Origin of the sequence: Ochrobactrum sp. MYb379 (genome assembly GCF_037479515.1) — a bacterium.
Classification (GTDB): domain Bacteria; phylum Pseudomonadota; class Alphaproteobacteria; order Rhizobiales; family Rhizobiaceae; genus Brucella.
This window is the reverse complement of record NZ_JBBGYW010000003.1, coordinates 430,829-452,518: the sequence shown is the minus strand read 5'-3', so window position 1 is coordinate 452,518 and position 21,690 is coordinate 430,829. Positions and strand designations below refer to the sequence as shown.

Genomic DNA, 21,690 nt, shown 5'->3' with positions numbered 1-21,690 from the left:
CCCCCGTTCGGCATAATTCAACCGATCTATCTTGTTCTATCCCGTATATGTTTAAAATCTGCAAAACATATCTTGCGCTTGAAATTTCCCGCAATATGGTGCGCGCTTGACCGTAAAGCTGGAGTTGAATTTTGCAGAGCGTCGATGTTTTGGTGATAGGCGCTGGCGCTGCTGGCATGATGTGCGCGATTGAAGCTGCAAAACGCGGTCGTTCGGTGCTGGTTTTGGATCACGCCAAAAAGCCGGGCGATAAGATACGCATTTCTGGTGGTGGACGCTGTAACTTCACCAATATTCATGCAAGCCCAAAGAATTTCCTGTCGCAGAATCCGCATTTTTGCATTTCTGCTTTGAGCCGCTACACGCAGCGTGATTTTATCAAACTGGTAGAGCGATACGGTATTGCCTATCATGAAAAGACGCTTGGGCAATTGTTTTGCGATGGTTCGGCAACACAGATCATCGATATGTTGCTCGATGAAATGCATCGCCACGGCGCTCGTTTGCAGCTCGAGACTTCAATCGAAAATGTCGAAAATGTCGAAAAAGGCGAACACGGTTATGTTGTGCGGCATTCCGGCGGAACAGTCGCGGCGAAATCGCTCGTCATCGCGACAGGTGGAAAGTCCATTCCCAAAATGGGAGCGACAGGCTTCGGCTATGATATAGCCAAGCGCTTTAATTTGCGTCTGGTCGAGACGCGCCCCGGTCTGGTTCCGCTGACTTTTGAACCAAATTTGCTTGAGCGGCTCAAACCTCTCGCGGGTGTTGCGGTTGATGCAGTTGTGGCTTGCAAGAAGACGAAATTTGCGGAAGCGATGCTGTTTACGCATCGTGGTATTAGCGGTCCTTCTATCCTACAGATTTCATCTTATTGGAGAGAAGGCGATGAGATTGTTATCTCTATGCTGCCAAAGGCCGATCTGTTTGAACTATTGCGGGAGCAGCGATCCAAGAATGGCAAACAAGCTCTGCAAACTGCGCTTTCCTATTTCATTCCAAAGAAATTGGCGCAACTCATTGCCGCCGATTTCCCTGCAAGCAATTTGGCTGATTGTTCGGATGCCGTGTTGCGGCGTGCTGCTGCGGCAGTCAATGAATGGCATGTAAAGCCTGCGGGCTCGGAAGGTTATCGGACAGCGGAAGTGACGCTCGGTGGTGTTGATACGCGTGATCTTGATTCCAAAACCATGGAAGCAAGAGGCGTGCCGGGTCTCTATTTCATTGGAGAAGTTGTGGATGTCACAGGCTGGCTAGGTGGTTACAATTTCCAGTGGGCATGGTCTTCGGGCTGGTGTGCAGGGCAGGTCGCATAACACTGTGTCGTCGCGTCGCGCCTGAACGAATTCACTTAATCCTTTGTGGCTATATCTATGTCACTTAAAGTATTGGTGTAGGATGGAGGTTCGTCCGAATGCCGCAAAGAAATTCCCCCTTGGCGCCGTTTCAATATGGAACTTTTCGCGCTCTTTGGTCCGCAACGCTGTTTTCAAACCTTGGCGGTCTGGTACAAACAGTTGGCGCAGGCTGGATGATGGCGACCATCGCGCATTCAGATGACATGGTTGCGCTGGTTCAAGCTTCAACGACATTACCGGTAATGTTTTTCTCGGTTGCAGCCGGAGCCCTTGCCGATAATTTTGATCGCCGCCGCATCATGTTGACCGCGCAAATCATGCTGTTGGTCGTTTCTGTGGCGCTTGCAACCTTTGCCTATTTGGGCATGTTAACGCCATGGATGCTGCTGGGCTTCACCTTTCTCATCGGCTGTGGCGGGGCACTGCACAACCCTTCATGGCAAGCCTCGATGGGGGATATTGTTCCAAGAGCCGATCTTCCTGCGGCGGTCGCACTGAATTCCATGAGCTTTAATCTCATGCGCAGCATTGGCCCTGCCATTGGCGGTGCAATTGTTGCGGCAGCGGGTGCTGCCTTTGCCTTCATCTTCAATGCTTTCAGCTATATCGCCCTTATTCTGGCACTCTGGCGCTGGCAGCCACAACTTGCCAAGTCGACCTTGCCGCGTGAAGCCTTTGGCCCGGCGATGGTGGCTGGACTACGCTATGTTTCTATGTCGCCAAACCTTTTGAAAGTGATGTTTCGTGGCTTTCTTTTTGGTCTGTCGGCGATTGTTATTCTGGCACTTTTGCCGCTCGTTGCGCGTGATCTGGTCAAGGGTACCGCGCTGACATACGGCATCATGCTCGGCTTTTTTGGGGTTGGGGCGATTGGCGGTGCTCTGTTGAGTGCACGCCTGCGTGAGTTGCTCGGCAATGAATGGCTGGTTCGTGGTGCTTTTGTCGCCTTTGCATTGAGCTGTGCGTTGCTTTCGGTAAGTCGCAGCATCTGGATGAGCTGTATTTTTTTGCTTCCAGCGGGGCTTTCCTGGGTGCTTGCTTTGTCTCTGTTCAATGTGACGGTGCAGCTATCGACACCACGTTGGGTGGTCGGGCGCGCGCTTGCGATGTATCAAACCGCAACCTTCGGCGGAATGGCGGCTGGCAGCTGGCTGTGGGGCTCGGTTGCTGATGAATTTGGCGTGCCTTATGCTTTGCTCGTGGCGTCTTGCGTCCTGCTGTTTGGTGCGCTGGTTGGGCTTCTTTTGCCGCAGCCGGATTTTGAATCTCTCAATCTCGACCCGCTGAACCGCTTCAGCGAACCCGAGTTGCGGCTTGATCTTCGTTCACGCAGTGGTCCGATCATGATCATGGTCGATTATAAAATCGCACAGGAAGATGTCCCTGCATTCCTTGCCGCGATGGCTTTGAGACGGCGTATCCGTATTCGTGATGGTGCACGACAATGGGCGCTGCTGCGTGATCTGGAAAACCCAGAGACGTGGACAGAAAGCTACCATGTGCCCACCTGGGTTGAATATGTGCGTCATAATCAGCGCCGAACCCAGTCGGATGCCGAAGTGTCAGAGCGTCTGCTCGCCCTTCACAAAGGCGCCACCCCCCCTTTAGTGCACCGTATGATTGAGCGACAAACTGTAACTATGCATGATGATATGCCGCTTAAGGTGCATCCAGATTTGGCATAAGCTGGATTCGACACCTTTTGGATGATCTGACATGATGCGCGGGCTTGTTTGAAAAGTTTGAGGATATAGCCGCCGTAAAAAAGCCGTCTTGATTTCATGTCTGGCGGAAACGGGCCTGAAAAGCCAACCTCTGTCGTTGGTTGCTCTTGTAAGGCGCGCGTGTTCAAAAATTTCGAAAGCGTGCCATGCAGAAGTTTCGTCCCACAATCGCCAGTGGACCATTGTGTCTTTTAACGGCGCTCTACGTTCTCATTTTTACAAATACTTCATTCTGGCGGGCGATTGGCACATATTATGCTGACGCTCCGTGGAGGCTGACTGGCATCGCAGTTGTCTTGCTGTTGCTGCATATTGCGCTCTTTATGCTGTTCTCAGCAAAATATATCATCAAGCCAATGCTGATCCTGTTTGTGATTATTGCAGCAGGCGGTTCGTATTTCACAGATACATTCGGCACGATTATTGACAAATACGTTGTCGAAGCAGCGCTTACAACGACGCAAGCTGAATCGGGTGCGCTGCTTACCTCAAGCTATCTTTGGCATATGATCATATTTGGCATTGTTCCGTCGCTGTTGATCGCTTGGGTGCGTATAAAACACCGCCCCATACTCTCTAAGTTGCTGGTGAATACAGGCGTCATCCTAAGCTGTGTGATCGCATCTGTTGTCATAATAGGCACGAATTATGCGGCCTATTCTTCCATGTTCCGTGAACATGGGGCTGATATTATGCAGAAGATAATGCCAAGCACGCCAATCGCGAGCACCATTCAATATGTTTCGCACGTATATAAAAACCGCGATATCGTCATGGAGCCATTGGGGTTGGATGCCAAGCAGACGCTCACTCAACTGCCAGCAGGCAAAAAGCTGGTGACTGTTGTCGTGGTCGGTGAAACAGCGCGTGCCGAAAATTTCAGCCTGAATGGATATTCGCGTGAAACCAATCCTGAATTGAAAAAGCGCGACGTTATAGCTTTTACCAATACATCAAGTTGCGGCACGGAAACCTCCGTTTCGGTGCCGTGCATGTTTTCGCCTTTCACACGTGAGGATTACTCCAACACCAAGTTCCGCGGTTCTGAGAATCTGATGGATGTGCTCAAACATGCGGGTGTACAGACGAGTTGGTATGAGAACAATACTGGCAGCAAAGGCGTTGCCGAACGCATCAAGCTGATTGATTTGCAGGGTGCACAAGACAAGCGTTATTGTGAGGGCGGCGAGTGTCTTGATCAAATATTGATTGATAGTCTTTCGAAAGAGCTGAACGAAACAACGGGCAATGCGACCATCGTTCTACACATGACGGGTAGTCATGGCCCAGCTTATTATCGTCGATATCCGTCGGAGTATGAGCGCTTTAAGCCAGACTGCCGTTCAAATGACTTTGCCAAATGCTCGCATGAGGAAATCGTAAACGCGTACGACAACTCCATTTTTTACACGGATCATATTCTTTCTGAAGTTATCGATCTCCTGAAAAAACATCAGGACAAGTTTGCGTCTTCGATGATTTATATGTCCGATCATGGTGAGTCGCTCGGTGAGGATGGTCTATATCTTCACGCGGCACCCTATTTTATTGCACCATCGCAGCAGACCCATATTCCTTTCATCACATGGTTTTCGCCTGAATATGCCGTCGATACGGGGTTAAATCTTGATTGTTTGCGCAAAACAACAGCTGAGCCGTCATCGCATGACAATCTATTTCATACGGTACTGGGCATGATGGCGGTTAAAACATCTGCTTATGATCAGGCGCTTGATCGATTTGCGGCTTGTCGAAAGCCAAATGATGTTGCGTTGAATTAAAGCGCATCCCGAAAAGTGTGAAACGGTTTTCGGATAAGATGCGCGTCATAAAAATTGGAGTGCCAGCCTAATTTAATTAGATAGGCACTCTAAAACAAAAGCCCCGCTAAGTGAGCGGGGCTTTTGTATACCTGAAACTATCAAACGTAGCGGTTGACCACGTTTTCCAGATATTCCTGACGGCCAGATTTTGGCTGCGGGTTGATACCCTTTGTTTCGACTTCGGATGCGATCTGCTCCAGCGAAAGGCCGGTTGCGAGCTTTTTGCCGAAATCGCCAGACCAGCCCGCATAACGTTCATCCAATGGCTTGGTCAGCGCGCCGTCTTCAACCATGCGAGCCGCAGCCTTGAGGCCACGTGCACAGCAATCCATGCCGCCGATATGACCGATCAGCAGATCCTGCGGATCAAGCGACTGACGGCGCAGCTTGGCATCGAAATTGGTGCCACCATTTTTGAAACCACCATCGAGCAGAACCTGATAATAGGCCAGCGCCATTTCAGGCACATTGTTCGGGAACTGATCTGTGTCCCAGCCCGACTGATAATCATTGCGGTTCATGTCGATGGAGCCGAGAATGCCGAGGCTGCGGGCCAGTGCCAGTTCGTGCTCGAACGAATGACCGGCGAGAATAGCATGGCCCTGTTCGATATTGAGCTTCACTTCATTCTCAAGACCGTAGCGCTTGAGGAAGCCGTAAACCGTGGCAACATCGTAATCGTACTGATGCTTTGTTGGTTCTTGTGGCTTAGGTTCGATCAGGATCGTGCCCTTGAAGCCGATCTTGTGCTTATACTCGACCACGAGGTTGAGGAAGCGGCCCATATTGTCGAGTTCGCGGCTGAGGTCCGTGTTCAACAGGGTTTCATAGCCCTCACGACCGCCCCAAAGTACGTAATTGTCGCCACCAAGACGTTTTGTAGCGTCAAGGCAGGTTTTGACGGTCGCGGCTGCAAACGCAAACACTTCAGGATCAGGGTTTGTAGCAGCACCCGACATATAACGACGATGTGAGAACAGGTTTGCTGTTCCCCACAAAAGCTTGATGCCGGTTTCAGCCTGCTTCTGCTCGAAAATATCGACAATAGCTTCGAGATTTTTTGTGTTTTCAGCGAAGTTATCGCCTTCCGGGCGCACGTCGGCGTCGTGGAAGCAATAGAATGGTGCGCCGAGGAGCGAGAAGAATTCGAACGCAACATCTGCTTTCAGCTTTGCAGCTTCAAGACCATCCTTGTACCAAGGACGATCAAAAGTGCGTCCGCCGAACGGATCTCCGCCTTCCCATGCAAAGCTATGCCAATAGGCGACAGCGAAACGCAGATGATCTTCCAGACGCTTGCCCATGACGATTTCGTCTGGGTTATAGTGGCGGAACGCCAGTGGATTGTCGCTGTCTGGTCCTTCGTAACGTATTTTCTGGATGTCGCCGAAAAATCCGGTGCTCATCATATTCCTCCGATTTAGATGATTGATAAAGTGCGCGCTCTCTTACGCGAGAGGGCGCAACGCGGGATAAAGTGCGTGGTAGCGCTGATAAGCTTCGTCATAAGACGAGAGCAGCGCTTGTTCTGGTTCTATGGTGCGGGCTGTGCGCGGCGGTGTGCAGATCGCAAAAGGGTCAGCGCCGCTTGCAGCAATTAGGCCTAGTCGCGCTGCACCGAAGGCCGCTCCAAAGTCACCTTCTTCAGGCAGTGAAATTGGGACATTCAGTGCTGTTGCGATGGATTTGAGCCAATAGGCAGAGCGTGAACCGCCCCCGACTGCGATGAGAGATTTGATCTCTGTACCGGCCGATTGCAGCGCTACAAGATTGTCGCGGATGGCAAAAGCCACCCCTTCAAGGACTGCCTGCGTCATCGCTTTGCGATCTGTCTCATGATCGAGACCGCTGAAGATACCACGAATCTTCGCGTCGTTGTAAGGAGTGCGCTCGCCCGAAAGATAGGGCAGGAACGTCGTGCTACCGGGGGCCTTTATTGTGCTGCCAAGTTCTGCATCCAGTTCATGTGCGCTGGTGCCGGTGATGCGGGAGAACCAATCAAGGGCACTCGCAGCCGACAGGATCACACCCATCTGATGCCATGTGCCGGGAAGTGCATGACAGAATGCGTGAACGGCACTTTCAGGTTTTGGCTGATAAGCGCCATTGGCAGCAAACAACACACCCGATGTGCCGAGTGACACGAAAGCATGACCGGGTTGCACTGTTCCCATGCCGCAGGCCGAGGCCGCATTATCACCTGCACCGCCTGCAACGACTGGGGCTGTTGATAGTCCCCAGCGCGCCATCAGTTCAGAGCGCAAAGTTCCGGTTGCGTCGCTGCCTTCAGCAAGCGCTGGCATATGGTTTTCGGTTAGACCGGTCTTTGCAAGCAGCTCCTGCGACCATTTACGTGCGCCGGTGTCGAGCCAGCTCGTACCTGCCGAATCTGACATATCAGATACGTATTCGCCGGTCATCCAAAGACGCAGATAATCCTTTGGCAAAAGCACTTTGCGCGTGCGGGAGAAAATATCCGGCTCGTTGCGCGCGACCCAAACGAGCTTAGGTGCTGTGAAGCCCGGAAAGACAATGTTGCCGGTGATGGCACGGAATGCCGGATCAGCATCGAGCTCGGCAGCTTCCTTATAGCTGCGGGTATCGTTCCAGAGAATGCATGGGCGGAGTACCTGATCATTTTCATCAAGCAACGTTGCGCCATGCATCTGGCCGGATAGACCAATGCCTGCAACGGCTGCAAATTGTTTTGGATGCGCAGCCCGAAGACCATCAATGGCTGTTTCGCAAGCCTTGATCCATTGTGCGGGATCTTGTTCGCTCCAACCTGGATGCGGGCGTGAGACTTCAAGTTCGCCATGGGCCGAACCGATGACGGCCTGATTGTCATCAATCAGAAGCGCCTTTACGCCAGATGTTCCTAGATCAAGCCCGAGATACATAGTTGCTCCAGTCGAATAGTCGTATGCCCCATGCCTCAATCGGGTTGGGGAAGGTTGTCTTTAAGAAAGATTTCAATGCGAATGTGTTCTTGTCCCGGCACGATGGAAAGGCGGTCTGCTGTAGCTTTCAAAACACGGATAGCACTGCGAATTTCGTGCCCCGCATCTTGCGCCAAAACGGCATGGATCAAGCCTTCTTCCAGTGCCTGTGAAGTCACGTCATCTCGCTCATGGGCGACAACGAGAGGGCGAGGGCCAGGATGGGTATCGAGTGCCTGAACAAGACCACTATTACCCGCCCCAAGATTATAGATACCGGCAATGTCACTGCGCTGGTCAAGCAGGTTGTGGACCAGTTTTTCAACCTGAGCGCTCTCGTCGAAACCTTCAAGTACTGGTAGAATCAAACGCTCCGAAAAGTCCGTTTCCATAGCGTTTTTGAAACCCTCAAAACGCTCCTGATGGTCACGTACTTTGAGCGAACCAGCAATGACAGCGATAGCGCCATCTGTTCCGCTTACAAACAAACCCAGTAAACGCGCCGCGGTGCGCCCTGCTGCGCCGTTGTCAATGCCGACATAATGCGCACGTGATGACAGGCCGAGATCTGAAATGAGAGTGACTGCGTTAATGCTTTGTTCTGCAAGTCTTTTACATGCCTCGCGCACCGGGTCGGTGTCGATTGCAACAAACGCAACCCCATCTGGTTTGCGTTCCGCGCTCGCATCCAAAGCTTTGACAAGAGCTGCTTCATCAAATGGGGGAACGAGAATGAGATTGATGAATACCCGTTCTGCGATACTGCGCTCGGCAGCAGCGTTTAGCTCCGCGCGCAGACTGAGCATGAAGGTATTTTCATTATCCGGCAAAATGAAATCAAACTGATATAACCTGCCACGAGCGAGATTGGCAGCGCCCACATCACGCACATAGCCAAGCACATTCATCGCTTCCGTCACACGGTCGCGAGTCTTGCCTTTTACGCCGGGGCGGTCGTTCAGCACACGGTCAACCGTGGCGAGACTAACACCCGCAGTTCTGGCTATATCATGGACGGTAGGTTTCATGCTCACTCCTCGCTGCGGAACATAGGAGTAAAAATGAGGTACGTAAATCAGAAAAATGCTTGCTATTCATTTTTGTTCGCGTATCAATTGCTGCCGAGGATAGGGGCCGTGCGTCATGCGTATGGCCCGACTGGAGTGATCTAGGCGCTTAGCGCCGCAGGGAGGATCAGCCAGATATAAGAAATGAGTGGTCTCGATAGAGGCTGCTTTGTCGTACCAAACTCCGGGGGCGGTTTCGTTCGGGGCGAGGTCTTGTATCAGCCGACATGGCGTCGGTGGTGTTTGGAGGAACGTGCATGAAGCGTCGTAATTTTTTGACAGGTGCGTTGGTTGCCGCAGCTTTGGGCATTGGTGCAATGGGGACAGCACCAGCATTTGCATCGCCGGAAAATCCGGTTATCGGCTTTTCTATCGATGATTTGCGCGTAGAGCGTTGGGCGCGTGACCGCGATTATTTCATCGCAGCAGCTGAAAAGCTGGGTGCCAAGGTCAACGTTCAGTCGGCTGACGGCAATGAAGAAAAGCAGGTCAAGCAGGTTGAAAATCTGATCTCGCAGGGCGTCGATGCCATCGTGATCGTGCCGATGAATTCCAAGGTTTTTGATGCGGTTGTGGCCGACGCAAAGGCTTCTGGCATCAAGGTTCTGTCCTATGACCGCCTGATCCTCAATGCCGATATTGATGCTTACATTTCTTTTGATAATGAGCGCGTTGGTTTCATGCAGGCGGAAGCCGTGCTGAAGGAAAAGCCAGAAGGTAATTATTACCTGCTGGGTGGTTCGCCAACCGACAACAACGCTAAGCTTCTTCGTGCTGGTCAGGAAAAGGCGCTGAAGGAAGCGGTTGATTCCGGCAAGGTTAAGATTGTTGGCTCGCAGTGGGTCAAGGAATGGAGCCCGACTGAAGCGCTTTCGATCATGGAAAATGCGCTGACGGCTAACCAGAACAAGATTGACGCTGTTGTTGCTTCCAACGACGGTACAGCTGGCGGTGCAATTCAGGCATTGGCCGCTCAGGGTCTTGCAGGCAAAACAGCAGTTTCCGGTCAGGATAGCGATCTTGCCGCTGTAAAGCGCCTGGTTGATGGCACGCAGACAGTGACTGTTTACAAGCCACTCAAGCTGATTGCTGAAGAAGCTGCGAAGCTGACGGTTCAGCTGGTTCGGGACGAAAAGCCTGAATTTAATGGCAAGATCGACAATGGTTCGAAGGAAGTTGACACATTGCTTCTGACGCCAACCGCTGTGACCAAGGACAATGTTGACGTCTACGTAACGGACGGCTTCTACACCAAGGAACAGATCGAAGGGAAGTAAGCTTCTTTTCGGTGAACTTGGAATAAGTTGATAGATCAGACGCCAGACATTTTTTCTTTTTGGCGTCTGATCTTCAGCAAGCCTTGGTTGGCCAATTTATGACAGCGTTGTCTATGGTCAATTTGCTTTTTGAAATTGCTGCCTGAAATACTGCCCCGAAATACTGCAAGGTCGTTAATTTATGTCCGAATATCTTTTGGAAATGCGAAACATCAGTAAGGATTTCAACGGCGTAAAGGCGTTGGATGGAATTTACCTGAAAGTGCGTCCGGGAGAGTGCGTCGGGCTTTGCGGTGAAAATGGAGCGGGTAAATCGACGCTTATGAAAGTGCTTTCGGGTGTTTATCCCTATGGCACCTGGACGGGCGAGATTTTCTGGGAAGGCAAGGAACTAAAAGCCAGCGGCATTCGCGATACGGAAGAAGCTGGCATCGTTATTATCCATCAGGAATTGATGATGGTGCCGCATTTGTCGGTTGCCGAAAACATCTTCTTGGGTTCTGAGCCGACAACGGGCGGCTTTATCGATTATGATCAGATGAATGCACGGGCGACTGAGTTGCTCGCACGCCTCAAGATTTTCGACATCAATGTCGCGCTGCCGGTTTATCATTATACGGGTGGTAAGCAGCAGCTGATCGAAATTGCAAAAGCGATCAACAAAAATGCGAAGCTTCTTATTCTGGATGAGCCGACTTCGGCGCTGACTTCATCAGAAACCCGTATTCTGCTTGATCTGATCAAGGATTTTAAAGCGCAGGGCATGGCTTGTGTCTATATCTCGCACAAGCTTGATGAGGTGGCCGAAATTTCTGACACGGTTACTGTCATTCGTGATGGCGCACATATTGCGACGCGCCCAATGGCAGAACTCACGACACCCGACATCATCACGATGATGGTCGGTCGTGAAATGAAAAACCTTTTCCCGCGCGAGCCGCATGACATTGGCGAGGTGGTGTTTGAAGCCCGCAACATAAGCTGCTGGGGCGTTACAAACCCCGACCGCAAAGTGGTCGATGATGTTTCCTTTGAATTAAGGCGCGGTGAAATTCTCGGCATTGCAGGTCTTGTCGGCGCGGGTCGTACAGAACTTGTTTCCAGTCTGTTTGGCGTCTGGCCCGGTGTGCATCAGGGACAAATTTTTCTGGAAGGCAAAGAAATCAAAATCCGCACGCCGCGTGATGCGGTGCAGCAGGGCATTTGTATGGTGCCGGAAGACCGCAAACGCGACGGCATTCTGCCGATCATGCCGGTTGGTCATAACATGACGATTTCCGTCCTTGATCGCTTCTCATTGCGTGGACTCATCGACAAAGAAGCCGAACTTGCAACGATCCAGCGCGAAATTTTGCGTCTGAAAGTGAAGACGGCTGACCCGATGCTGGCGATTGCGTCTCTATCGGGCGGCAATCAACAGAAGGCAGTTCTTTCTAAGATGATGCTGCCGGATCCGAAGGTTCTGATCCTTGATGAGCCGACACGCGGTGTCGATGTCGGTGCGAAGTATGAAATCTACAAGCTGATATTCGCACTCGCGAAGCAAGGAGTGGCAATTTTGATGGTGTCGTCGGAAATGCCAGAGGTTCTTGGCATTAGTGATCGTGTTCTCGTCATTGGCGAGGGCAAATTGCGCGGTGACTTCCCGAATGAAAATCTCACCCAAGAGAGGGTTCTTGCCGCTGCAATTGGCAAGCCTGCAACCAATGCGGCCTAGTTTTTTGAACATTGAACCGCAACTAATCTAACCGGTGCATGACATGACGTTGACAGGCAAAAGCCTCAGAAAATTTTTATCAGAATATAAGATCGTGGCGCTGCTGATCGTGGTCGCTTTGATCTGGGCATTTTTTGCGGTCATGACTTATGATCCAGAAATGGGTCGGTCACAGTTTTTGACGGCGCGTAACTTCTCAAATCTCCTCCGACAGATGGCAATTACCGGCATGCTGGCTTCAGCCATGGTGTTCGTTATCGTGGCGGGTGAAATCGACTTGTCTGTCGGTGCGTTGCTCGGTCTTCTGGGGGGCGTGGCGGCTGTACTCGATGTTGTCTATGGCTGGCCATTATGGGCTACAATCAGCACGGTGCTTGTTTTAGGCGTGATCTTGGGTGGCTTTAACGGCTGGTTGACGGCCTATCTTGGCATTCCATCCTTTATCGTCACACTCGGCGGACAGCTGGTTTTTCGCGGGATCGTGCTTGGCATTATGGGGGGCGTTACCATTGCGCCTATCTCGTCAGACTTTAAATATCTCGGGCAGGGCTACTTGCCAGAATGGTTTGGCAATGTCTGCGCAATGGCCTTGTTCGCCGTGCTCATATTGATCACTCTGCGAACGCGCGCCAGCAAGCGTAAGCACAATCTGCAAATGCTTTCACCCGCTATGGAAGTTGCGCGTCTGGTTGGAACAGGCATCCTGATTTTGGGCTTCATTTTGGTTCTGAACAGCTATCAGGGTGTTCCGTTTCCGGTTCTCGTGCTGCTCGTTATCCTGGGTGTTTTCACCATTATCTCAAGGCAGACAGTCTTCGGACGCCACATTTATGCGGTTGGCTCCAATCTGGAAGCTACGCGTTTTTCGGGCGTCAATGTAAACTTTGTCAAGATGGCGGTGTTTGCGCTGATGGGCTTGATGGCAGCCGTGGCTGGCCTCACCACCACTGCGCGTCTTGCAGCGGGTACGCCATCGGCAGGTTTTGGTGGCGAACTTGATGCTATTGCGTCCTGCTTCATTGGCGGAACGTCGATGCGTGGCGGTGTCGGCTCAGTGATTGGTGCACTGGTTGGCGCGCTCATTATGTCGAGCCTCGACAATGGCATGTCGATGCTGGGCGTCGATACATTCTGGCAGCAGATTATCAAGGGCAGCATTTTGGTGCTGGCTGTTTATCTCGATATTGTTTCGTCGGGAACACGTCGCGCTTGATTAAAGTACGACGTTATTGATGCGGGCGGGGGCGTGGCGCGCAAAACCTTGATTGGTTTTGCGCGACGCATTTTTTAGTGGATCTCGTCGCTCTTACGACCAATGCTGAGCAACTGATACATGATCAGAGCGGCAAAGGTTGACGTACCAATACCACCAAGAGCAAAGCTTCCGATGTTAACGGTGAAGTCACCGGCACCGAAAATCAGCGCAACGCCAACGGTGAAGAGGTTGCGCGGATCAGCAAAATTGACCTTGTTGACCACCCAGATGCGGGCCATTGCTGAAGCAATAAGTCCAAATACCGATACGGCAAGACCGGCCAGAACAGGCGCTGGAATGGTTTGCAGGATTGCACCAAACTTTGGTGACATACCGAGTGCAATGGCCACAATCGCAGCGATCACAAAGATCAGTGTTGAATAGACTTTCGTCATTGCCATAACGCCAATGTTTTCCGCATAAGTGGTCACACCAGTACCGCCGCCAGAACCTGAAATCATCGTGGCAATACCATCACCCAGAAAACCGCGACCGATATAACGATCCATGTTTTGGCCGGTGATCGAGCCAAGCGCTTTGATGTGACCAAGGTTTTCAGCAACAAGAACGATGGCAACAGGTGCGATCAGCGTGATTGCAGGCCATGTGAAAACAGGTGTCGTAAAAGCTGGCAGGCCAAACCAAGGCGCCGCGCCAACTGCAGCAAAGTTAATGCCGGGAACAAAGCCAAAACCGTTACCGAAAATCAGCACGAGGCAATAACCGAACAAGAGAGCCAGCAATACTGCGATGCGCTTGGTTGCAAGCGATCCATAGGCAGAAATCATTGCCATGCAAAGCACCGTCAGTAGTGCAATGGACATATGCGCGGCCGAACCTTTAAGCTGGCCGACAGCCACAGGTGCGAGGTTCAGACCAATGGCAACGCCAATTGCGCCAGTAACCGCGGGCGGCATGAGCTTTTCGACCCAGCCCGTTCCGACAGCCATGACAATCAGGCCGATCACGGCATAAAGCGCACCACAGGCGATGATGCCGCCGAGTGCCAGTGCGATATTCGGGTTAGGGCCGCTGCCAGCATAGCCGGTGACTGCGATAACCACCGCGATGAAGGCAAAGGATGAGCCGAGATAGCTCGGAACGCGCCCGCCGGTCATCAGGAAGAACAACAGTGTTCCAATGCCGGAGAAGAAGACGGCAACATTTGGGTCAAAACCCATGAGCAGTGGTGCAACGATGGTGGAACCGGACATAGCCAGCAAATGCTGGATACCCATCGGAACCGCTGCTGCAGTTGGAAGACGCTCGTCGGGCAAGACGGTGCTGTCGTTGGTAAGACGCCAATTTGGGAAGTAGGACATAGACCCCTCATAAGATATTTATCGAAAGGCCCATAACTTCAAACGAAACGGATCGCCAGTCTATATCGTTAACTGGTTGTTAACTTTTTGTCCGTTGTGGCATATTTCCTCTAAAAATAGCATTATTGGCAGGCCTTCTCGTTTTCTGTGGCAATGTAATAATAACCAAACAGGCTACAACCAGCACCACACCTAACCAACCGAGTAAAGGCAAACGCTCTCCTACAATGATGACGGCCAAAAACGCTGCAACGACAGGCTCGAAAAGTGTAATTGTTGTTGCTGTGCTTGCTTGGACCCGGCTTAGCCCATAGCCGAAGCAGACATAGCCGATGAACATTGGAATGATTGCCATATAGATGCCAACGGCTGCATTGTTCCATGACGCCAGAAATGCGCCGCCGGTGACTGCCAGAACTGGCATTAGCAATAATCCACCAAGACCAAAAATCGCACCCATAGCGACTGTTGAACTGATGCCGCTTTGCATAACCCGTCGCGCACACCAAGAATAAAGTGCATAGGTGAAACCGGCCACAAGCCCCAATAATATGCCTATCATAGCCGAGTTATTTGTAGCGGATGCGTGTGCTGTGCCGCTTTCTGCAAGGCTAAGCAGTATCATTCCGAGAATACCAGTGAGGGCGCCTACTATCCATCTGGCGGAAAGGCGAAAACCGTCGAGCTTGTATTCAATAAGGGCGGAAAGCAAAGGTGCCGAACCGATGGATATGACCGTTCCGATTGTTACTCCAGCCATTCGCATGGATGCATAAAACGCGAGAGGATAAATTGCGACAGCAACAGCGCCCAGCGCAAGGCAACGCCAATGGGTACGCAAAGCGTGGCGGGAGGCGGAGATCCCTTTGAAAGCAAGCAAAGCTTGCAGCAGCCCGCCAATTCCCATGGCAGCCGCACCAATTGCCGCAGCGCTAACTTCGGGCGCAAATGTTGCGGCGGTGCCAGTTGTTCCCCAGACGATTGAAGCAATGATGATGCCTGCAATGCCGAGCAAGTAGTCTTTTGATGATTGCATTAAAGGTTCTTCAGAAGTGCGAGGACCAGATCCTGGGCTTCGCGCATTTGTCTGCCGTTTCCTTCAAGCCCTGCACGCGTAATCGCGCCTTCAAGGATGAAGGAGAGGTGTCTGGCCATCAGTTTAACTTGCTGTTCATTCGTGAGAAGTGCGCGAAGATGATCTTCGATAAAACCTTCAATCTGTTCCTTGTGTTTTCGCACTGTTGCGCGACCGGGGTCGCCTGCTGATAATTCTGCTGCCGCATTCAGAAGTCCGCAGCCGCGAAAGCCATGCTCATAAGCAAATTCGGCGTGATCCTCATAGGCTTTAAAGACGGCCAAAATCTTCTCTTTGGGCTGCGTCTTATTCTCAAGTCGCTTATTATAAAGCGTCAACCATTCATTGTGACGCAATTCGAGATAAGTGGCTACGAGATCAGCCTTGGATGAAAAGTTGTTGTAAAGGCTTTGTTTGGCAACTCCCGCACGTCGGGTAATTGAATCAATTCCAGTCGCTGCAATTCCGTCATTATAGAACAGGATAGCGGCAGCCTCTAAAAGCCGTTCACGTGCTGTTTTGGATGATGTGGAAATATCGCTGGACATTATTTCTTAGATCGTGGTTATTAGGTAGTTCAGTCTACCTAATAACGAAATGGCGTCAAGAAGTATTTTATTGGGCGAGGTTATTTCATCAAGACTGGAAAGACGCAGGAATGATCTTCGTCATTAACCTAATTCAGCGTCCAAAAATCACTGTGTCCTGACGCCAGGCGCCGGTTGTTTGTGACATGTGGAATATGATTTAGAGCGTGTTTCCATTGGGGCGTGGGCAAAAGGAGCTTTTCTATTGCTCTTGCCGTTCGAAGTGATCAGGGTATTTCTATATACATGACGAGAATGCGGAGAATTAAAATGATCACGATTAGAAAGATTTTTTCTGCGGCCTCCATAGGCTTACTGTCGGTTGTGCTTATGGGCTGTGTGGGAGATCCCTATTATGGCGGTGGCGGTGGTTATGGACAATCATATGGCGGTTATTACGGTGGTTCAGCCGTAGTTTATCGTTCGGGACCTCGATATGATTCACGCCGATATAGAAATGACCGATACTACAGGGATAATAACTATCGCAGAGGTGAGCGTCATGAGCGACCTTCACGTCGCCCAGATTATCAGAACACCCGCCCTGACAGGCGTCCAGATGCGCGTCCTGACAATCGTCCTGCCAGACCACAATTAGTTCGTCCGATGAATAACGACAACAAAGCTAATTGGGTGCGACCAGACGGGTTTCAGCCAATCAAAAGAGGGCCTCGGTAAAAGGGGTAATTCAAGATTCAAGGAACCCGCCGCAGGGTTATTGCGGCGGATTCTTTTAGATACTTGAAAGTATTTTAGGGAAATTCCACTTCTGCAGAGCTGTGCCTATCAGCGTTCCCATTTCTTTTTCAGGATGACGGGCAGATGCAGTTGGATGATGTAAACCAGCAAAGCGGCTGACCATCCAAACATGATGATGCCACTTGCCGCGGTAATTGGGCCGAACAGGCGTGTCTTTGCAATTTGGTTGAGGTCGCCAGTTCCAAGCGTGGTGTAATTTAGCATTGCCGAGTAAAATGCATCGCCAAAAGTATCAACTAAGCCCATGTGGTAATAGGTCGTTGCCCAGATCGTCACGCTGCAACACAGGCAAATAAAGAGGATGAAATACAGCGTCACTAATGACAGGGCGAGAAATATCACTCTGTTTTCATCAATCCTGTTTCCGATCAGATGCACCAGTGAATAGACGGTGAGCGTGGCCAGCAAGTGAACAAACATCACTGCCATTCCTACTGCTGAACCGATTATAAAATCTGAAATCATTTTTGCCCCCTCGTACTAATTCTGGAATCTCGGCCATCAATACGGACGATGCCTTAAATTGCAGTTTAAGCGGCTGAGTGGATGCTAAACTTTAATAACAGGGGCTTTGCAAAGCTAAAAGAAACCCCGCCGAAGCGGGGTTGGCAACTCTAAACGGCTTCAAGCTGCAGAAATGGAATCTCAAATCTAAGAGGCGCGCTGACTTAAGGCCAACCATCAGGTGCATCTTTACAAAGGCCTTTAGCATCACTTCTTCGATTGCGTTTTGCGCATAAAGGTAAGCTTGCTTCTTGATGGTTTGTATCAAGCTGGTACCCGGTTCTTTCGACCCAACATGCATGTGCAACTGAGATTGTTGCTGTCAGTTTCGTCTTAACTTTTCCAATTGCTCCAGCGATAGCGCCGCTACAATCACTGTATGATACAGGTTCCTGGCCAATCTCGACACGATCTGTTCGCGCAGCCACTAACGGCCGCGGCCAACAGAATTATGCAGATAGCCGTCGATATCGCTTTCATAGAAGCCTCCCGTATTACACCTTAGCGCATCCATAGTTTGGTTCTTTTATCTTCGGCCCGGATATATGCCAACCTTTTGGCCAGGCCGACAGATGTAGTAGCGGGTGATGCGCCATTACGTTCTCCTTTAATGTTCTTGATTTGTTTCGATTTATAGGCCATCCTGACGCACGTATTGAGCTTAGTAGCGCATATAGGTAATAGACATGGAAACACATTTCGTAGTTCAGAGCTACAGTCATGGTCAGCGGGGCAAGCTAGTTGCTGATACGCCTTTTATTGCAAAAGATGTAGCACATGCTCGGCGGACCGCAGAGCGCATGGCAAATAGTAGCCCTATGGTGATTGCTTTCATAAATACCGGCGACGCGGATACAGGCGATTTCGAGCCGCCTAAGCTTATCTTTGCTTATGGCGACCAGTTGCCACCAGAAGTCGAGGAGATGGAAAAAGTCTAGCTTTGGAGGCGAGCGTGAATGATCAAGGTGTAAACGCGTCAGAAATGCAAAAAGGATGAACCCCATATGGAGTTGCTGACTGCTTATTTCTGCTGGAAATGTGCAGAACCGTCGAACGCAATGCCACTCTCACGATAGTTTGACGCAAATCGATCATGGGCGGTCCCGCGCAATGGCTGTTCAGATCAAACTTTGAACTGCCTGGCTTAGAGTTTTCCTTTGTCCACGCGAAGCCTGAGTTCCATTCTCATGCCTGACATAAGTTGGGTAGGACACGCCGAGAACTTCGGCAGCATCTAGCGCGTTATGGAAGCTTGCCCGGTTAAGAGTCGCTGTCAATCTTTTATCAAGTTCGATGATTGTGATTATGTCATAACTAACTACGGGTTTTTCATACTCTTCATATTAAACAAAACAACCAATGTCGAAGACCGCTACGCCACATTGAAGATGACCCTGGTTGAGCATGTGCGGCAATCGGCGTTGTCCAAGCCACCTCTCGACGTTTAAATTTGATTCGAGCGTTTCACGTCCTGAAACTTAATGCAGATTTTTCCTAAATTTGAAAAATCCTTCGGAGCAACGAGAAATGCATACTTTGTGAAGTCCCTAACTCGTTGCAGAAGCGCAAAGCACTGCCACTAGCTGCAGCTTCCGTCTCTGCTCGTGTTCGCCGCATCGCAAGGTGCCTTGGATGGCGTTGTAGCCGTATCAAGAGCGTCTATTGTCGCGTAGCCAATGCCATTCATAGCTACAAAATGAGCGGCGTCGAAGAAATCGCGGGCACTCCTCTTGCTGGCGCAGGATGAGAAATAACTACGCTCCTTACTATGTATCTCTTGCGCATCGGATTTTTGGAGAAAGGCATGAACCAATCCCTGTCTTCTGCGTTGTTTAGATATCGTTAACCATGATCGGAGGTAAACATGCTTTTATATTCGCGAATTGAAACGATTGCAGCCGCAGCATTTCTGGTCATCATTTCTCTGGCAATGATTTTGAGTTAAGTCATTGAGAATAGAATTTTATTATTCAGCGTCTGCTAAGACCGTTTTCTAATTGCACCTGACATTATCTGATGTCAGGTGTTTTATATTAGAATGGCATAAAAACACGGCTACCGCGAGTTTTGCGCAGGTTAAAACTTCTTTCAGACGATGGAACGGGAGAGGGTAGCTAAAAGATTATTTGTGCACCTATGGAACGTTTTGTGCATGGCAGCATTATGTATACGAACAATATGTCATTGATTATTTTGGAGAATTTGGATGCGTCGTATTCTACTCGCTGCTGCTGCAACTGTTGCCCTGGCTTCGTTTGCTAACGCCCAGACTGCCACTGTCGCAGAAAAAGAAGTGTTCGTGACAGCCCAACCGACTGCGGTTCTCAGCTACAATCTTATCGGCCTGAACATTGTGAATGGCGATGATAAAACTATCGGCGAGATTAAGGACCTTATTATCGCAGACGGTGTGCTGAGCGGTTATATCGTGTCCGTTGGAGGCTTTTTGGGTGTCGGCGAGCGCTACGTGATTGTCGCTCCTGATGCGGTGGACATCACCTATTTTGACGAAGACAAAAAATGGTCGGCAGTTATGAACTCGACCAAGGAAGAAATTGAGAAGGCACCAGAGTTCAAATATGATGGCCGCTGGGCAAAGTAATTATTCTTAATCGACAATCACAACCGCCCCTCGGGGCGGTTTGTTCTTGTTCAGTCCACCGAGTTCTCTCAATCTTCGCGAGAGGAGTCAGTGCGGATGGGAAATTGGTCAATAGGTTGAGTGAACCTAGAGAGCGCTATCAATACTCTTGATGGATTTCATATAACATATTGATGTATTGGGGGTTCGAATGGTGGGCGTAACAGGGATTGAACCTGTGACCCCTACAATGTCAATGCAATTTTTAAACGTTTCCGTTTGTTTCCAGAAATTTCTTTTAAGTCGATTACGATATTAATATCAATGCCTTACAGTTTCCATCTGTTTCCATCTGTTTCCACTCGTTTCCGGCTATATTCCCATATTTCCGTTTTTGTGGTGAGTATATGGTGAGTAATTCGGAAATGTGGGGGTCGCACGGTGCCAAAACTTACCAAGTCAATTGTCGATAAAGCCGAGCCAAAAGACAAGCAGTATACGCTTTGGTGTTCCGACCTTAAAGGCTTCGGCGTATCGATCAATCCTGCTGGTTCACGATCATATATTGTAGATTACCGTACGGCTGACGGTGCTCGACGCAGAATGACAATAGGGCGTCACGGCTCGGTCACAACGGAAGAAGCGCGGAAGCTGGCAATCAAGACGTTGGGCGACACGATCAGGGGCGACGATCCGGCACTTGAGCGCAGGACGAGGCGCACTTCTTTGACCGTCTGGGAACTGTGCAATAATTATCTGGCAGCTGCTGGCAAGGGACTTATCATTGGCCGAGGCGGTCAACCGAAAAAGCAAAGCACCGTTGCCACGGACAAGAGCGCCGTCGATGCTCATATTGGCCCATTGCTCGGCAAGAAGCTGGTCATTGACCTTAAGCGTGCGGACATTGTGAAATTCATCCGCGATGTATCGGCAGGCAAGACAGCAAAGGCAACCGAGAAGTCCGGCAAGTTGCGTGGGCGCATTCGCGTATCGGGTGGCACTGGCATTGCCACGAGAACGACAGCCACGCTGGGCGCTATCCTTTCCTATGCTGTGTCTGAGGGCATCATTGAAACAAATCCGACCTATGGCGTGAAAAAGCCGGCTATCGGCAAGCGTGACAGGCGATTATCTCCAGATGAATATAAGGCATTCGGCAAAGCGCTGCGCGATGCTGGAACGGATGAGACGAAGGCATGGCAAGGCATTGTTGCTTTGCGTCTGGCTGCACTAACTGGTTGCCGGATCGGGGAAATTGAAAATCTGAAATGGTCTGAGGTCGATCTTGAAAACAGCTTGCTCAAGCTTGAAGACAGCAAGACTGGCAAATCCATCCGTCCGCTCGGTTCACCAGCCGTTGCGCTGCTGGCTGGTCTGGCACGAGATCCAGACAATCATTTCGTGCTGCCAGCGCCAAGGCTTGAGAACCGTCCATTCGCCGGGATCAAGCGTTTCTATCGCGGGATATTCAAGGCTGCTGGCTTTGAAGATGTAACGCCTCATGTGCTTCGGCACTCATTCGCCAGTGTAGGCGCTGATCTGGGCTTTTCAGATAGCACCATTGGCGCAATGCTCGGTCACTCTGGCAGTGGGATAACCAGCCGATACACTCACCGGCTTGATAGCGTTCTCATTGCAGCAGCTGATAAGATTGCGATCGAAGTGGATCGCCAAATGGGGTTTGCATCAACCTGATGTAAAC

Annotated in this window: 16 protein-coding genes; 9 read left to right on the top strand and 7 right to left on the bottom strand. The window is 50.6% G+C overall.

All coding sequences use genetic code 11. The features are described 5' to 3' along the window. Nucleotides 1-131: 131 nt before the first annotated feature. From WH356_RS09390 to WH356_RS09380, 3 genes are all read left to right on the top strand, one after another. A complete protein-coding gene (locus tag WH356_RS09390) occupies nt 132-1,316 on the top strand; it encodes an NAD(P)/FAD-dependent oxidoreductase (RefSeq protein ID WP_339510091.1) in 1,185 nt (394 codons plus the stop codon). Between the two features lie 98 nt (nt 1,317-1,414). Then, nucleotides 1,415-3,043, top strand: coding sequence for an MFS transporter (locus tag WH356_RS09385; protein WP_339510089.1), 1,629 nt, complete (start codon nt 1,415-1,417; stop codon nt 3,041-3,043). 185 nt (nt 3,044-3,228) lie between these two features. Then, a complete protein-coding gene (locus WH356_RS09380) occupies nt 3,229-4,863 on the top strand; it encodes a phosphoethanolamine transferase (protein ID WP_339510087.1) in 1,635 nt (544 codons plus the stop codon). 140 nt (nt 4,864-5,003) lie between these two features. Here the strand turns inward: WH356_RS09380 and xylA are convergent, their stop codons facing one another. Genes xylA through WH356_RS09365 form a run of 3 tightly spaced genes read right to left on the bottom strand, consistent with a single transcriptional unit; the run spans nt 5,004 to nt 8,872 of the window. Next, a complete protein-coding gene (gene xylA, locus WH356_RS09375; RefSeq protein ID WP_339510085.1) occupies nt 5,004-6,311 on the bottom strand; it encodes a xylose isomerase in 1,308 nt (435 codons plus the stop codon). A gap of 42 nt (nt 6,312-6,353) precedes the next feature. Next, nucleotides 6,354-7,805: a xylulokinase gene (gene xylB / locus WH356_RS09370; RefSeq protein WP_339510083.1), complete on the bottom strand. Its 1,452-nt coding sequence runs from the start codon at nt 7,803-7,805 to the stop codon at nt 6,354-6,356. A 35-nt stretch (nt 7,806-7,840) separates the two neighbouring features. Then, a complete protein-coding gene (locus tag WH356_RS09365; RefSeq protein ID WP_339510081.1) occupies nt 7,841-8,872 on the bottom strand; it encodes a LacI family DNA-binding transcriptional regulator in 1,032 nt (343 codons plus the stop codon). A gap of 296 nt (nt 8,873-9,168) precedes the next feature. Between WH356_RS09365 and xylF the strand changes: the two genes are divergently transcribed. The 3 genes from xylF (at nt 9,169) to WH356_RS09350 (ending at nt 13,118) form a co-directional block, all read left to right on the top strand. Beyond that, a complete protein-coding gene (gene xylF / locus WH356_RS09360) occupies nt 9,169-10,188 on the top strand; it encodes a D-xylose ABC transporter substrate-binding protein (RefSeq protein ID WP_310014875.1) in 1,020 nt (339 codons plus the stop codon). Nucleotides 10,189-10,369: 181 nt separating this feature from the next. Further along, complete coding sequence (locus WH356_RS09355; protein WP_250041857.1) at nt 10,370-11,905, top strand: xylose ABC transporter ATP-binding protein; 1,536 nt, start codon at nt 10,370-10,372, stop codon at nt 11,903-11,905. Nucleotides 11,906-11,948: 43 nt separating this feature from the next. Continuing rightward, nucleotides 11,949-13,118, top strand: a complete 1,170-nt coding sequence (locus WH356_RS09350) for a sugar ABC transporter permease (protein ID WP_339510071.1) — start codon at nt 11,949-11,951, stop codon at nt 13,116-13,118. A gap of 74 nt (nt 13,119-13,192) precedes the next feature. Here WH356_RS09350 and WH356_RS09345 read toward each other — a convergent pair whose 3' ends face one another. The 4 genes from WH356_RS09345 to WH356_RS09330 form a co-directional block, all read right to left on the bottom strand. Beyond that, nucleotides 13,193-14,482, bottom strand: a complete 1,290-nt coding sequence (locus WH356_RS09345; protein WP_339510069.1) for a solute carrier family 23 protein — start codon at nt 14,480-14,482, stop codon at nt 13,193-13,195. A gap of 79 nt (nt 14,483-14,561) precedes the next feature. Beyond that, nucleotides 14,562-15,518: a DMT family transporter gene (locus WH356_RS09340; RefSeq protein WP_339510067.1), complete on the bottom strand. Its 957-nt coding sequence runs from the start codon at nt 15,516-15,518 to the stop codon at nt 14,562-14,564. Next, entirely contained in the window at nt 15,518-16,105 is a 588-nt protein-coding gene (locus tag WH356_RS09335; RefSeq protein ID WP_339510065.1) for a TetR/AcrR family transcriptional regulator, read from the bottom strand. Before WH356_RS09335 ends, WH356_RS09340 begins: the two co-directional genes overlap by 1 nt. An 825-nt stretch (nt 16,106-16,930) precedes the next feature. Beyond that, nucleotides 16,931-17,368: an ion channel gene (locus WH356_RS09330; RefSeq protein WP_310014865.1), complete on the bottom strand. Its 438-nt coding sequence runs from the start codon at nt 17,366-17,368 to the stop codon at nt 16,931-16,933. Between the two features lie 725 nt (nt 17,369-18,093). Between WH356_RS09330 and WH356_RS09325 the strand changes: the two genes are divergently transcribed. The 3 genes from WH356_RS09325 (at nt 18,094) to WH356_RS09315 (ending at nt 21,683) form a co-directional block, all read left to right on the top strand. After that, the gene (locus WH356_RS09325) at nt 18,094-18,345 is read left to right on the top strand and encodes a hypothetical protein (protein ID WP_339510062.1); all 252 of its coding nucleotides are present in this window, start codon (nt 18,094-18,096) and stop codon (nt 18,343-18,345) included. 1,268 nt (nt 18,346-19,613) lie between these two features. Continuing rightward, on the top strand, nt 19,614-20,009 hold the full coding sequence (locus WH356_RS09320) for a PRC-barrel domain-containing protein (RefSeq protein WP_339510060.1): 396 nt from the start codon (nt 19,614-19,616) through the stop codon (nt 20,007-20,009). 420 nt (nt 20,010-20,429) lie between these two features. Then, the gene (locus WH356_RS09315; protein ID WP_339510058.1) at nt 20,430-21,683 is read left to right on the top strand and encodes a tyrosine-type recombinase/integrase; all 1,254 of its coding nucleotides are present in this window, start codon (nt 20,430-20,432) and stop codon (nt 21,681-21,683) included. The last annotated feature ends 7 nt before the right edge of the window (nt 21,684-21,690 follow it).

What these genes read in the sequence shown, in the direction of transcription:
- WH356_RS09385 (WP_339510089.1), top strand. Translation starts at nt 1,415, where the DNA reads ATGCCGCAAAGAAATTCCCCCTTGGCGCCGTTTCAATATGGAACTTTT.
- WH356_RS09380 (WP_339510087.1), top strand. Translation starts at nt 3,229, where the DNA reads ATGCAGAAGTTTCGTCCCACAATCGCCAGTGGACCATTGTGTCTTTTA.
- xylA (WP_339510085.1), bottom strand. Translation starts at nt 6,311, where the DNA reads ATGAGCACCGGATTTTTCGGCGACATCCAGAAAATACGTTACGAAGGA.
- xylB (WP_339510083.1), bottom strand. Translation starts at nt 7,805, where the DNA reads ATGTATCTCGGGCTTGATCTAGGAACATCTGGCGTAAAGGCGCTTCTG.
- WH356_RS09365 (WP_339510081.1), bottom strand. Translation starts at nt 8,872, where the DNA reads ATGAAACCTACCGTCCATGATATAGCCAGAACTGCGGGTGTTAGTCTC.
- xylF (WP_310014875.1), top strand. Translation starts at nt 9,169, where the DNA reads ATGAAGCGTCGTAATTTTTTGACAGGTGCGTTGGTTGCCGCAGCTTTG.
- WH356_RS09355 (WP_250041857.1), top strand. Translation starts at nt 10,370, where the DNA reads ATGTCCGAATATCTTTTGGAAATGCGAAACATCAGTAAGGATTTCAAC.
- WH356_RS09350 (WP_339510071.1), top strand. Translation starts at nt 11,949, where the DNA reads ATGACGTTGACAGGCAAAAGCCTCAGAAAATTTTTATCAGAATATAAG.
- WH356_RS09345 (WP_339510069.1), bottom strand. Translation starts at nt 14,482, where the DNA reads ATGTCCTACTTCCCAAATTGGCGTCTTACCAACGACAGCACCGTCTTG.
- WH356_RS09340 (WP_339510067.1), bottom strand. Translation starts at nt 15,518, where the DNA reads ATGCAATCATCAAAAGACTACTTGCTCGGCATTGCAGGCATCATCATT.
- WH356_RS09335 (WP_339510065.1), bottom strand. Translation starts at nt 16,105, where the DNA reads ATGTCCAGCGATATTTCCACATCATCCAAAACAGCACGTGAACGGCTT.
- WH356_RS09330 (WP_310014865.1), bottom strand. Translation starts at nt 17,368, where the DNA reads ATGATTTCAGATTTTATAATCGGTTCAGCAGTAGGAATGGCAGTGATG.
- WH356_RS09325 (WP_339510062.1), top strand. Translation starts at nt 18,094, where the DNA reads ATGGAAACACATTTCGTAGTTCAGAGCTACAGTCATGGTCAGCGGGGC.
- WH356_RS09320 (WP_339510060.1), top strand. Translation starts at nt 19,614, where the DNA reads ATGCGTCGTATTCTACTCGCTGCTGCTGCAACTGTTGCCCTGGCTTCG.